The organism is Methylorubrum sp. POS3 (assembly GCF_043352485.1).
In the GTDB taxonomy this organism is placed as follows: domain Bacteria; phylum Pseudomonadota; class Alphaproteobacteria; order Rhizobiales; family Beijerinckiaceae; genus Methylobacterium; species Methylobacterium suomiense.
In genome coordinates this window covers 4548488-4562167 of record NZ_JAPRBT010000001.1, presented here as the reverse complement: position 1 = coordinate 4562167, position 13680 = coordinate 4548488, and the positions used below count along the sequence as shown (strand labels likewise).

General features: G+C 65.1%; 10 protein-coding genes. 7 read left to right on the top strand and 3 right to left on the bottom strand.

Features of this window, described 5'->3' with window-relative positions; all coding sequences use genetic code 11:
* Positions 1-131 precede the first annotated feature (131 nt).
* The 5 genes from ftsH to OWC43_RS21160 all read left to right on the top strand — a co-directional run bounded on the left by ftsH (position 132) and on the right by OWC43_RS21160 (position 7082).
* The gene (gene ftsH, locus OWC43_RS21180; RefSeq protein WP_137828143.1) at positions 132-2060 is read left to right on the top strand and encodes an ATP-dependent zinc metalloprotease FtsH; all 1929 of its coding nucleotides are present in this window, start codon (positions 132-134) and stop codon (positions 2058-2060) included.
* Positions 2061-2237: 177 nt separating this feature from the next.
* The gene (gene glmM, locus OWC43_RS21175) at positions 2238-3578 is read left to right on the top strand and encodes a phosphoglucosamine mutase (protein ID WP_137828142.1); all 1341 of its coding nucleotides are present in this window, start codon (positions 2238-2240) and stop codon (positions 3576-3578) included.
* Between the two features lie 339 nt (positions 3579-3917).
* Positions 3918-4781 (top strand): outer membrane protein, encoded by an 864-nt coding sequence (locus OWC43_RS21170; protein WP_393958195.1) that lies wholly within the window; start codon positions 3918-3920, stop codon positions 4779-4781.
* Between the two features lie 169 nt (positions 4782-4950).
* Complete coding sequence (locus OWC43_RS21165; protein WP_393958194.1) at positions 4951-5784, top strand: outer membrane protein; 834 nt, start codon at positions 4951-4953, stop codon at positions 5782-5784.
* A 125-nt stretch (positions 5785-5909) separates the two neighbouring features.
* Positions 5910-7082, top strand: a complete 1173-nt coding sequence (locus OWC43_RS21160; protein WP_393958193.1) for an outer membrane protein — start codon at positions 5910-5912, stop codon at positions 7080-7082.
* A gap of 372 nt (positions 7083-7454) precedes the next feature.
* Here OWC43_RS21160 and OWC43_RS21155 read toward each other — a convergent pair whose 3' ends face one another.
* Positions 7455-8003, bottom strand: a complete 549-nt coding sequence (locus OWC43_RS21155; RefSeq protein WP_137828138.1) for an HNH endonuclease — start codon at positions 8001-8003, stop codon at positions 7455-7457.
* Between the two features lie 562 nt (positions 8004-8565).
* Here OWC43_RS21155 and OWC43_RS21150 point away from each other — a divergent pair.
* A complete protein-coding gene (locus OWC43_RS21150; protein WP_393958192.1) occupies positions 8566-11292 on the top strand; it encodes a DUF3772 domain-containing protein in 2727 nt (908 codons plus the stop codon).
* 52 nt (positions 11293-11344) lie between these two features.
* Entirely contained in the window at positions 11345-11848 is a 504-nt protein-coding gene (locus OWC43_RS21145; RefSeq protein WP_393958191.1) for a CAP domain-containing protein, read from the top strand.
* A gap of 16 nt (positions 11849-11864) precedes the next feature.
* Here the strand turns inward: OWC43_RS21145 and OWC43_RS21140 are convergent, their stop codons facing one another.
* Both OWC43_RS21140 and OWC43_RS21135 read right to left on the bottom strand, forming a co-directional pair.
* The gene (locus tag OWC43_RS21140; protein WP_393958190.1) at positions 11865-12698 is read right to left on the bottom strand and encodes a flagellar motor protein MotB; all 834 of its coding nucleotides are present in this window, start codon (positions 12696-12698) and stop codon (positions 11865-11867) included.
* A gap of 56 nt (positions 12699-12754) precedes the next feature.
* Positions 12755-13528 carry a motility protein A gene (locus OWC43_RS21135; RefSeq protein WP_137828134.1) on the bottom strand — a complete coding sequence of 258 codons (774 nt, stop codon included), beginning with the start codon at positions 13526-13528 and terminating at the stop codon, positions 12755-12757.
* Positions 13529-13680: the final 152 nt, after the last annotated feature.

Sequence of the window (13680 nt, the reverse complement as noted above, 5' to 3'; positions counted from 1 at the left end):
GGGGCGACCTCGCCGCAGGGCGCTTCGATTTACTTGGCAAGGGGAGGAGCGCCGCCTACATTGGCTCCGAGCGCGTGGAGCATGCCCCGGCAGCCGCGGGAAGTCGCCCGCACGCCTCTCAGGACCGAGAGATGAACCCGAATTTCCGCAATTTCGCCCTGTGGGTCGTCATCTTCCTGCTGGTGCTTGCCCTTGTGACCCTGTTCCAGAACCCGGGTCATCGCGGCGGCGGCAGCGAGATCGCCTACAGCCAACTCCTGAATGATGCCGATTCCGGCAAGATCCAGTCCGTCGTGATCGCCGGTCAGGATGTCAGCGGCACCTATGTGGGCGGCGGCAATTTCACGAGCTACATCCCGAACGATCCGAGCCTCGTCTCGAAGCTTCAGAGCAAGGGCGTGTCGATCACCGCCCGCCCGCCGTCCGACAACACCCCGTGGTTCATCCAACTGCTGGTGAGCTGGCTGCCGATCCTGGTCTTCATCGGCGCCTGGATCTTCCTGAGCCGGCAGATGCAGTCCGGAGCGGGCCGCGCCATGGGCTTCGGCAAGTCGAAGGCGAAGCTCCTCAACGAGGCTCACGGACGGGTATCCTTCGAGGACGTCGCTGGCGTCGAGGAGGCCAAGGAGGATCTGCAGGAGATCGTCGAGTTCCTGCGCGATCCCCAGAAATTCCAGCGTCTCGGCGGACGCATCCCCCGCGGCGTTCTGCTGGTCGGCCCGCCCGGCACCGGTAAGACGCTGATCGCTCGCGCGGTCGCGGGTGAGGCCAACGTTCCGTTCTTCACGATCTCCGGTTCGGACTTCGTCGAGATGTTCGTCGGCGTCGGCGCGAGCCGTGTCCGTGACATGTTCGAGCAGGCCAAGAAGAACGCGCCCTGCATCATCTTCATCGACGAAATCGACGCGGTCGGTCGTCATCGCGGCGCGGGCCTGGGCGGCGGCAACGACGAGCGCGAGCAGACGCTCAACCAGCTGCTCGTCGAGATGGACGGCTTCGAGGCCAACGAAGGCGTCATCATCATCGCCGCGACCAACCGGCCCGACGTTCTCGATCCTGCCCTGCTGCGTCCCGGCCGCTTCGATCGTCAGATCATGGTGCCGAACCCGGACGTCACCGGCCGCGAGCGCATCCTGCGCGTCCACGTCCGGAAGGTTCCGCTGGCTCCCGACGTCGATCTCAAGACCATCGCTCGCGGCACCCCCGGTTTCTCCGGCGCGGACCTGATGAACCTCGTCAACGAATCGGCCCTGCTCGCGGCGCGTCGTGGCAAGCGCATCGTTACGATGCACGAATTCGAGGACGCCAAGGACAAGGTGATGATGGGTGCTGAACGGCGCACCCTGGTCATGACCGAGGACGAGAAGCGGCTGACCGCCTATCACGAGAGCGGCCACGCCATCGTCGCCCTCAACGTTCCGGCGACCGATCCGGTGCACAAGGCCACCATCATTCCCCGTGGTCGTGCCCTCGGAATGGTCATGCAGCTGCCCGAGCGCGACAAGCTGTCGATGTCGTTCGAGCAGATGACCTCCCGCCTCGCAATTATGATGGGCGGTCGCATCGCCGAGGAAATGACCTTCGGGAAGGACAAGGTGACCTCCGGCGCTCAGTCGGACATCGAGCAGGCGACCCGCCTTGCCAAGATGATGGTCACCCGCTGGGGCTTCTCGCCTGAACTCGGAACAGTGGCCTACGGCGACAACAACGACGAGGTGTTTCTGGGGATGTCGATGGGCCGTCAGCAGACGGTGTCCGAAGCGACGGCTCAGAAGATCGATGCCGAGGTGCGCCGACTGGTCGAGGCTGGACTCGAGGAGGCTCGTCGCATCCTCGCCGATCGCGCCGATGACCTCGAAGCGCTGGCCCAGGGACTGCTCGAATACGAGACTTTGTCCGGCGATGAGATTCGCAAGCTGCTCCAGGGTGAGCCGCCCGTGCGCGATTCCGGCGACGTGCCGCCGACGCCCGCCCGCGGTTCGCCGGTGCCGTCGACGGGTCGCGGGCGGCCTCGGGGCAGTGATGGCGGATTGGAGCCGTCCCCCCAGCCTCAGGGCTGACGCGGTCTCCCACGGCAACTTCTAATCAGGGCCCGCTCCGGCGGGCCCTTTTTTGTGCAACAGTGACGGGTGCCGTGTCAGATGCGGCGCGGCGGTTCACCATCGATTCGCCACGCTTCATCACCAGCCGTGTACCGCTTTATCGTATAGGGACCTGGGCAACCGGGAGCGACGGACTTGCGCAAGTACTTTGGAACCGACGGCGTCCGCGGACGCGCCAACGGCGTGATCACCCCGGAGCTCGCCCTGAAGGTGGGGCAAGCGGCCGGCGTCGTGTTCCAGCGGGGTGATCACCGCCATCGCGTGGTGATTGGCAAGGACACCCGTCTCTCGGGCTACATGATCGAGACGGCCCTGGTCGCCGGATTTACATCCGTCGGCATGGATGTGCTGCTGCTCGGCCCGATGCCGACTCCGGCGGTCGCAATGCTCACCCGTTCCATGCGCGCCGATCTCGGCGTCATGATCTCGGCCTCGCACAACCCGTTCGAGGATAACGGCATCAAGTTGTTCGGTCCCGACGGGTTCAAGCTCAATGACGAGCTTGAGCTCGAGATCGAGGGGCTTCTCGACGGCGATCTCCGCAAGAAGCTGGCCGGTTCACGTGATCTCGGACGCGCTAAGCGCATCGAGAGCGTGCATGCGCGCTACATCGAGTTCGCTAAGCGCACGCTTCCGCGTCACGTCACGCTCGAAGGCCTGCGCGTCGTCGTCGATTGCGCCAACGGCGCCGCCTACCGCGTCGCCCCTGAAACGTTGTGGGAGCTCGGCGCCGAGGTCATCTCCATCGGTGTCGAACCGGACGGTTTCAACATCAACCACGATGTCGGCTCGACCGCCCCGGACGCGCTCATCAGCAAGGTCCGTGAGCTTCGCGCCGATGTCGGCATCGCCCTCGACGGCGACGCCGATCGGGTGCTGATCGTCGATGAGAAGGGGCAGAAGGTTGACGGGGATCAACTGATGGCGGTGGTCGCTCGCTCCTGGAAGGAGGACGAGCGTCTCACCCAGCCTGGCTTGGTCGCGACCATCATGTCGAATCTGGGCCTGGAACGCTACGTCAACGGCCTCGGGCTGTCGCTCGCTCGAACGGCGGTCGGGGATCGCTACGTTCTCGAATATATGCGGGAGCACGGCTACAATCTCGGGGGCGAACAGTCCGGCCACATCATCATGTCGGATTATGCCACGACCGGCGACGGGCTTGTCGCGGCCCTTCAGCTCCTGAGCGTGGTCAAGCGTCAGGAACGGCCGGTGAGCGAGGTCTGTCATTGCTTCGAGCCGTTGCCGCAGATCCTGAAGAACGTCCGCTTCCGCTCCGGTGAGCCGCTGCGCGCCGATTCCGTCGTCTCGGCCATCGCTCAGGCCAAGGACCGGCTCGGCGCCTCGGGCCGTCTCGTCATTCGTCCGTCGGGGACCGAGCCGGTGATCCGCGTCATGGCTGAAGGCGATGACCGCGCGCTCGTCAACGAGGTGGTCGATGAGGTGGTCGACGCGGTGACCCGCGCCGCCGCCTGACGGCGCTGATGGGCAAGCCCCCGGCTTCCGCAATGAGGCCGGGGCTGGCGGGTCATCTCCTCCGCATCCGCTGAAAACAAAATCACCCTGTGATCATCGAGGGCTTCCCAACAGTTGCGATAGCTGTCGGCCGATCGAATGAACTTGCGGACGGCCTCCGGAATTCGCTGCAATTCGCCCACCTGTGGCAGTTTTGAAGTTCCGACGAGAAATCAAGGAAATCGGCAAGGCTAATTTTTAGCGTTAAGCGCGGCTTAACCGCCGGGGATCATTCTCCCACTCGCACCACGGGCTGGCCTCCCTGTTCTTCGGCGCGCCCAACGAGTGAAGGATACCCGCATGCGCCGCCGCACAACGCAGCTCGCCTGGGCGCGCTCTCTTACGCTCCTCGCGGGCGTCGGGGTGCCCTGCCTGGCCCAAGCCGCCGACCTTCTGCCTCCGCCGCCTCCGCCCCCGCCGCTTGTCGAGACCGTCGATTTTGCCGGTGGCTGGTACCTCCGCGGTGATGCTGGCTGGGGTGACCTCGAACTGCGTCGCACGGAGGCGATCGACGTCTCCAAGCCGCCGACCCCGTACAGTTACAAGGCCATCCAGGACAAGGTCGGTAGCCAGTGGTTTGCCGGAGGCGGTGTCGGCTATCAGGTCAATCCGTGGCTGCGCTTCGATGCCACCGGCGAGTACCGCTTTCATGCGAAGTGGCACCTCTATGCCGAGGATACGACGTTTCCGAACACCAACGGTTACAACCTGACCAAGGGTAAGTTCGATTCGGTCGTTGGCCTCGTCAACGGCTACGTCGAACTCGGTACCTTCTTCGGCGTGACACCGTTCTTCGGCGCGGGCGTCGGCGTGGCCCACCACATGTTCGGCACCGCGAACGATTACGGCTTCGGCGCCTATGCCGGCGGCTACGGCACCGGTCCGGCCAAGGACAAAACCAATTTCGCATGGGCTGCCCACGCGGGTATCGCCTATGCCCTGTCCCACAACGTCAAGCTCGAATTGGCGTATCGCTACCTCAACATGGGTGACGCCCAGACGGGTATCGTGACCTGCGGCGCGACCTGTCTGAGCACGGTCTACCGCGTCAAGGAAATCGATTCCCACGACGTAAAGTTCGGTCTGCGCTACCTGCTTGGCGCGCCTGCGCCCCTGCCGCCGATGGATTATCCGGCGCCGGGCCCGCTGGTGCGCAAGTACTGAGTGCAGCCATTAGAACAGGTTGCCTGACGGAAGAGACGGCGCGGGGCATTCCGCGCCGTCTTTCTTTGTTCGGACGTGAGCCGTTAAGGTTAAGTGGATCATAACCTTATTGCGGCAACCTTTGGACAATCGCAGAGCGGCTCCGGCCGCCGATGACCCGAGAGAGTCCATGATTGGTCGGCAGAGTTTCGCCCTTGCGGCGGCCATCATCGTCTGCGCTGCGCCCGGCCTTGCCGCAGCGGCGGATCTCCCCCCTCCGCCGCCGCTGCCGGTGGCCGCTCCCGTCGAGATCGGCGGCAGCTGGTATCTGCGGGGCGACTACACGGAAAGCTGGTTCCGCCATCCCAAGGATGCGGCCTTGCCCGATCCCAACGATCCCGGCCTGCCCCCCCTCGTCGGAGTGCGCATGAGCCGCGAGGGCGGCTATGGCGGTGGCATCGGCTACCGCATCAATCCGTGGCTTCGCGTCGATGCGACGTTTGATCAGCGGTCCAGCTCGGATTTCCGCGCCTTCTCGTCGCGCTCAAACTTCGCGACCGGTTACAACGTCGAGGCCGGCAAGATCGATGTCCTGACCGGCCTGGTGAACATCTACGCCGATCTCGGCACGTGGTACGGCTTCACGCCCTATATCGGCGCCGGCATCGGCTTTGCCGAAAAAAACATGCGTCGCAATTACACCCAAACCACCTGCCTGATCGCGGAATGCGACGGCGTCACCGGCTCGCTTCCTGGTCCGCGTGATGCGGTGCCCCGGCCCAATCACTCCGTTGCGAGCTTCGCCTGGGCGCTCACCGCCGGTCTGTCCTACGACATCGGCGCGGGCTTTACCGTGGACGCTGCCTATCGCTACGTCGATCTCGGGCGTTCCAAGAGCGGCCTCGACGCCTACGGCTTCGGCACCCGCGTGAAGGACTTGGCCTCCAACGAGTTTCGCATCGGCCTGCGCTACAGCTTCTCGAACCTGTTCACGCCCGGGCTGAACAACCCTTACGGCAATTGATGCCGGGGCGCCGATCGCGACCGTAGGTCGGGGTCGGTCACCCTATCCATCAGGCGCTTCGGGTCTTGAACACGTGCCCAATGCCGTAACGGCAGCCGGGGAATATCGACGACGCTTCGCGCGGATTGCCTGAGCCTCAAGGGCTTCAGGGTGCCGCGCTCCTGGCGCTGGCACCCGGCGGCGAACACCGCGCCGAGCCGGTGCGCCCCTTCATCATAACCATGACGACCGGATCAGACCGCTTGCCATTCTTGGCGTGGTCTTCGGAAGATCATAGCTGTCCGAATGAGACACAACCCGATACTGTCTTGGAACAGAAAATTAAGGTTACTGAAGTACCACGGTATGATCAGCCCGGCGCATCGTTCCGCTCCGGTGGCTGGAGGACGATGACGATGCGTATCGCGACCCTTGGTCTTCTCGCTGCTCTCGTGTCGGCGTCCGGCGCCGCCGCGGCCGATCTCGATTATGGCTATTTGCGCGGCGCAGACGACGATTATGCTCCCGCTCCCGATATCGATTGGAGTGGCTTCTATGTTGGCGGACATGGAGGATACTCTTCGTCGTCCATGAGTTTTTCCAGCTCCCTTGGTAAGATCTATAGCGCTTATTTTCGGAACAGGGACATCGAAGCTGAATACAACGTCTCTTCGTTCCTTGCGCTGCCGCCCCGTCGCGTCCACGGGGCAACTTATGGCGGATATGCTGGTTATAACCTGCAGTTTGACGATATTATCGTCGGCGTAGAGGCGGATTACACCTACTTTGGCAAATCAGGTGAGTCCTATAATGCCATAAGTCGGATTATGACCACTAAAGGCAACATGGTTGAGACCGTTAACTTGCGCGGAGTCTCGAAAACTGAGCTTGAGGATTACGGGACAATTCGTGGTCGGGCTGGATACGCCTTCGGGAGCTTTTTGCCCTTCGTGACGGCCGGTATTGCTATCGGGCGGGCGACAATCTCTGACCAGCCTGAAGTTCAGAACTACGGCTACGATGCGACGGCCGTTGCAGCGTATCAAGCCGATACAAAGGCGGGAATACCCTACAATCACGGGTACACTCGGTTCGATCCCAATAATCCTAATCTCTCCACCCCATCGGGCTTCGTTAAACTCCCGGTCAAGGAGAAAAGCAAGGCTATGGCCGGCGTAGCCCTCGGTGCCGGTTTTGAATTTGCCCTGACATCGAACATCGTTCTGCGCGGCGAGTATCAGTACATCCTCTTCAACGATTTCGATGGTCACAAGGTCAATGTGAACACCGTCCGCGGCGGTGCCGCCGTCAAGTTCTGACGCACTCGAATTTGTGAGGCAGCCCCGTGCGACCCATTCTCTCTATTGTCGCCGCTCTCGCTGCGTCCGCCTGCGGCTTCGCCTGCTGCTCGGCCGCCGCGCAGGAAATCGGGCGTGGTCCCGCGCATCGTCCGGTAGCCGAGATGCTGCCGCCGGAGGTGCCGTATCGCGATCCCCGGCCACGATTCCGCCTGCCGCCGCCCGGGCCCGGGTTCCGTGCGCCCCCTCCCGTGATCCGCTACACGGTACAGGGCTATCAACCCCGCGCGACCAATCAACCGATCTACAACGAACCGCCACAGCCGCTTCGCTGAGGGGATCCTCCGAACGGTCGCCCTCGTCCGCTGTGAGAGGGTTGGGCAAGCAAACCGCTCAGCTGTCGAGCTCGCTGTCCCAATAAAGGTAGTCGAGCCAGGTGTGGTGGTATTGCCGGTGGTCGAATTCCGGCTGGCGGCGGTGCAGTTCGTAGCGGGTGGGTCGGTGCGGCTCGTTGAGGAGCGGCATCTCGGCCTCGGCCGGGGTGCGGTTGGCCTTTCGAAGATTGCACGGTGAGCAGGCCGCGACCACGTTTTCCCAGGTCGAAAGGCCGCCGCGGGAGCGCGGCACCACGTGGTCGAAGGTGAGGCCGCCGGAGGGAAGGCGCAGGCCGCAATATTGGCAGCTGAAGGTATCCCGCAGGTAGATGTTGTAGCGGGTGAAGGCCGGGCTTCGGGCGAGGGCCACGTAGCTCTTCAGAGCGACGACGCTCGGTACTTTCAGGGACCGGCTCGGGCTATGCGCCTCGACGTCGTAATTGGCGACGAGCGTGACGCGGTCGAGGAAAAGGGCCGTGAATGCGTCCTTCCAAGACCATAAAGACAGCGGATTGTAGGAGAGCGGCCGGTAATCCGCGTTGAGGACCAGGGTTTGCAGATCGATCATCGACGCCACTCGCTGCTCGCGGCGGCGCCCGGTGGCGCCGCAGCCTCGGCCGGAGGAAGTCCGGAAGGCCCATGCCGCACCCGCCACGGCGGAAGCCCGGCATCCGGCGGGGCCGGATCCGGGCGAACGGCATCCTGGTAAGGGGTATCCTGACGGCGACGCTTCTCCCGTCCGGCGGAACGTGCCGGCTCGGTCCCAAGCGTGGCGGGGCGGACGATCAGCGCCGCCTCCTCGCTGCGTGAGGATATGGCCAAGTCCATCGGCGCTTAGTCTAATATCAGCGTGACAAGCTTGTGAAGGCGAAGCGTCCTGCCGTGTCGTCGCGGCGGGTGATATCCCCCGCCGATGTCGTCCGTACGGAATTGGCCGAGCCGCACGGTTTCGCCCCATTGCGCGGGCAGAGGAACGGGGCCGGTGGGGGGCGAGCGTGGCAGGATTGCCGCGCAACCGCGCCACACCGGCCTCCGCGGGAGGCACGACTGCGACCCAGGCGATCGAAGCCGGGCTGCACGGGCATGCCCGTGAACCGTCAGGACCTCGAATCCTCCGGCAAAGGATGACGATGCTCTCATCACTCCCCGGCCTCCGCCGCCTCGCCCGAAGCGCCGGTCTGATCGCCGGTCTCGGTGTCAGCGCCCTGCTTCCGAATGCAGCGATCGGTCAGGGACAGGCCGCGCCGCCCGCGGCTCAGCAGCCGGCCTCACCGCCGAAGGCTGCGCCCGCACAGCCCGCCGGAGCGCCGGCGCAGGGACAGGCGGCCGCACCGGCTCCCGCCGCCAAGCCGGCCCAGCCCAAGACCCCGGTCTCGGAGGCGCTGCAGACGGTCCGTGACCGGCTGGAAGGCATCAAGACCGACCTCGAAGCCCGGGAAAAGTCGATCACCGGGCCGAATGCCGGCCCCGGAGACCTGACCCGCGCCCGCGACGGGCTTGACGCCGTCGCGGATCGCCTGCGGACGATCATCGACGCCCTGGCCCCGCGCCTGGACGCCGCCCGCGAACGCCTGGAGCAGATCGGCCCGAAGCCCAAGGAGGGCGAGGAGGGCGAGGACGTCGCGCGCGAGCGGGCCGAGCGCGAGCAGGCGGTCAACGATGTCGACGGGACGCAACGGCTGGCGAAATCGCTTCTGGTCCAGAGCGACCAGATCGTCGATCAGATCGCGAACCGCCGCCGCGCCGCCTTCACCCGCGGTCTGCTGGAGCGCTCCTCGTCACTGCTGAGCCCGGATCTATGGATGCGGGTCGCCGCCGACATTCCGCGCGATATCACTTCGCTCAAATCGGGCCTGGACGATACGCTCACGCTCTTCCGCCGCAACGGCACCCTCTGGAACCTTCTGGTGCTCGGGCTCGCCTTCGGCCTGTCCTTCGCGCTCTATTTCGGACGCCGCAACATCGCACCCCGGCTCGGGCGTCGCGATACCGCGGTCACCGACCCATCGCGGCGGCGCAAGTTGCTGGCGGCGTGGCGGGTCCTGCTCCTGGGCACGCTGCCGGCGGTGGCGGGCAGCTACGCGATCTACTACGCCCTCGACGCCACCGAACTCCTACCGGTACGGTTTCTGCCGGTGGCGAGTGCGATCGTCGGCGGCTTTGCCTTCGTGGCCTTCGTCCAGGCAAGCGCCGATGCCCTGCTCGCCGTCGGCAAACCGGCTTGGCGCCCGGCTCCGGTCTCGGACGCGGCAGCGTGGCGGATCTCGGCCCTGGCCGTTTCCATCGCCGTCGTCATCACCGTCTCGAAGTCGCTCGAAGCCTTGAACTCGGCCATTTACGCGGCCCTGCCGATCTCCATCGCCACGCGCGGCCTCGGCGCCGTCGCGGCCGCCGCTCTGCTCGCCATCGGTCTCCACCGCTTCGCCGACACGGCGGAGAAGGAGGAGGAATGCTTCGGCCCCTACGTCGCCGCCGATGCCTCCAGCGGCATCGGCGGCCCGCTGCGCCTGCTCGGTTGGGCGGCGGCGGCGGTGATCGCGGTGGCGCCGCTCGTCGGCTACGTCGCCCTCTCGTCCTTTCTGGTCGACCAGCTCATCTGGGCCGCCGGGCTCATCGTCCTGCTCTGGCTGCTGATGGCCAGCGCCGATACCCTGATCGGCGGGAGCTTGAGCGGCGAAACGCGCCTTGCCACGACCCTTCAGGCCAATACCGGCCTGCGCCGCCGGTCGCTCAATCAGATCGCCGTCCTCGCCACCGGCGCCGCCCGGGTGCTGCTGATCGCCATCGCTGCCCTGTTGATCCTGGCGCCCTGGGGGCTCGATTCCACCGACGTCTTCTCCTCAATCCGTACCGCCTTCTTCGGCTTCAAGATCGGCGACGTCACCATCTCGCTCTCGGCCATCGCGCTCGGCATCACCATCCTGGGCGTCGGCGTCTTTATCACCCGGGGCATCCAGCGCTGGCTCGAGAACACCTATCTGCCGGCGACCGACCTCGATGCCGGGCTGCGCAACTCGATCTCGACCGTCGCGGGTTATGTCGGTTTCCTGCTGACCCTGGCGCTGGCGTTTTCGTATCTCGGCCTGAGCCTCGAGAAGCTCACCATCGTCGCTGGCGCGCTCTCGGTCGGTATCGGTTTCGGCCTTCAGTCGATCGTCAACAACTTCGTCTCAGGTCTGCTGCTGCTGTGGGAGCGTCCGATCCGCGTCGGCGATCAAGTGCTGATCGGCGATTCCGAGGGCATCGTGAAGCGCATCTCGGTGCGCTCCACCGAGATCCAAACCTTCGACCGCTCGGCCGTGATCGTGCCGAACTCCAATCTCATCTCCGGCATCGTCAAGAATCGGGTGCGCGGCGACCGGACCGGCCGCGTCATCATCGCGGTCAGCGTCCTGCGCAATCAGGATCCGGTGCGGGCCGCGGAGATGATGGTGGCCTGCGCCAGCGCCCATCCGGATGTGCTCAAGCAGCCGCCGCCGCGGGTCGTGTTCAAGAAGATCGGCGATCCCTTCCTGGAATTCGAGCTGGTCGCGATGATCGTCGACGTGAACCTATCGCAGAAGGTCCAGAGCGATCTGAATTTTTCCGTGTTCAAGACACTCTCCGACGCGGAATTCATTCCGCCCATGGGCCCGGCGTCGAGTTTCATTACGGTTCAAGGTTTGGAGCCGGTGCGCGACGCGCTTGGCCAGATCGCGCACGCGGTCGGCAACACTCAGACCGTCGCAGTCGCGGCTTCGGCCGAGGCGCCTGCGGGGGAGGGGGGCAGCGGCCCGGTTTCCGGCTCCCGCGACGAATCACGCCGTGTGGATGGTCAGTGGGACGGCGGGCGGCGCAAACTCGGTCAGCCCTCTTGAGCTGAAGCCGAGCCGTTCCCACCTAACGCCATCTCTTTCGGGACTTGGATTCGTGTTGGGACGTCCGCCTCTCGCCGCCATCGTTGCGGCTCTCGCTCTCGCTGCCCTTCTGCAGGGTTGCGCGAGTCGCACGACGCCCGAGGCTGCGCTTCCGACCCTCTACCTGCCGCTGACCACCGCTTCGACCTCCCTGAATACGGGCGAGGCGCGCGACATGATCTCGGCCTATCGCGGCAACAACGGCCTTCCGCCGCTCCGGCTCGATCCGGACTTGCAGAGGCTGGCGGAAGCGGAGGCGGCGGCGATGGCCGCGGCCGATCGGCCGAGCAGCAGTCGCACGGTCCGCAGCGCGGTCGGACGGCTGGGCTACGAGGGGGCCGATGCCAATCTCTCGGCGGGCTATCACACGCTCGCGGAGGCGTTCTCAGGTTGGCGTGACAGCCCACCGCATCGTTCGGTGATGCTGGCACCGGAGACATCCCGAATGGGCATCGCCACGGCCTACGCGCCGAATTCGAAGTACAAGGTCTACTGGGCGCTGCTCGTCGCCAAATAGGCCATCGACGCAGCCCTCACGGCATTCCCTTGCCGTTGGGCGTCGCCGGCGGTTCCGAGAGCAAGGTGACCGTCACCCGGCGGTTGGCCGCCAGATAGGGATTGTCGGGAAACATCGGCTCCGTGTCCGCCTTGCCGCTCACGGAGGCGAAGCGATCTTCCGGCATGCCGGCACTGGCCAAGATCTCGCGGACACTCAGAGCACGGTTGGCCGAAAGCTCCCAGGGAGGAGCGGTGTCGCGGGAGCCCGGCCGTGGGGTCGCCGTGAATCCCGTCACGACGATGCGGTTGGGCAGCCGTACCAGGGTGGGTACGAGGCGCTCCAGCAGGCGACGGGTGCGATCGTAGGGACGGCTCGATCCCTCCGGAAACATCGAGCGCCCGTCCTGATCGACGATGGCGACGTCGAGACCGCGCTTGGTCGGCGCAATGATGATGTTCTTCGACAACTCCGCCACCTCCGGCATGTCCTGCATGGCCTGATAGAGGGAGGCGGCGGCTTGGCCGAAGGCGTCCGGATAGCCGCGATCGGGGATCCCGTCGTCGAGACCGCTCTCGACCTGCGGCGGCGTGGTGCGGTCGCTCGCCCGATCCGGCGAGACGTCGCGCAGATTCCGCAGCTTGTCGGCGGTCGGCAGGCCCTCCTGCTCGATGATGCCGGCGAACTTCGATTCCTTGTTGGTGCCGAAAGCGTCGCGCATCGACCCCGCCACGACCTGCAGCTTCTTCTGGTCCTGGGTCGAGTAGGCGGCGATCATGACGAAGAAGCTCATCAGGAGCGCCATCAGATCGGCGAAGGTCACGAACCAGCCGTGACCGCCATGCGCGCCACCGCGCTTCTTCTTGGCCACGCTCCTGTCTCCTCAAACCGGACGCGTCGCTCCTCGGGGAGCGGCGCCCTCGTGGATCAAGCCGCTTCGGCGACGAGGTCGGCGCGGTGGTTGGCCGGCAGGTAGGCGATCAACATCTCGCGCACGAGCGAGGGGCTCTTCTGGTCGCGGATCAGCAGGATGCCGTCGATGATGAGGGAGCGCGACACGTCCTCCTCCTCCAGCTTGACGTGGAGTTTGTCGGCGATCGGCAGGGTGACCATGTTGGCGATCAGCGCGCCGTAGAGGGTCGCGAGCAGGGCGGTCGCCATGGCGGGGCCGAGCTTCGACGGGTCCGACATATTGGCGAACATGGTCACCATGCCGAGAATGGTGCCGATCATGCCCCAGGCGGGGGCGCAATCGCCGAAGGCGCGGTAAATCTTCGAGCCCTCGTCGAGATGCATCAGGAAATTGTCGCGGTCGCGCTCCATCGTGTCGCGAATGAAGTCACGGTCGTAGCCATCGGCGATGTAACGAGCGCCCTGGGCCAGGAACGGGTCGGAGATCTCCATGTTCTCCAGCGCGATCGGACCGGACTTGCGCACCACGTCCGCGATCTTCGTGATCTCCTCGATCAACTCGTGCGGCTTGATGGAGCGCATGGTGAACGCGTAGCGCAGGCCCATCGGCAGGCCGTGCAGCATGGTCGAGAAGGGGAAACGGATCATCGTGGCGGCGATCGCGCCGCCGAAGATGACGATGACGGCGTGCTTGTCGAAATAGGCGGCGAAGTTGCCGCCATCGATCATGATCAGCGTGAAGACCACGCCGACGCCACCGACGAGCCCGATACCGGTTGCGAGATCCATTGACGCGACGCCCGATCCAGCCCGCCTGCGGGCACTCGTCACAGGTCTAAAAAAACAGGCTGAAGGAAGCGTAAAGGCGTTGCCGGATCGCCGCTCTCCGCGTCATGTGCCGTTCAGGGGAGGCAGGGCATAAGTCCCGCACCGATGGTCGG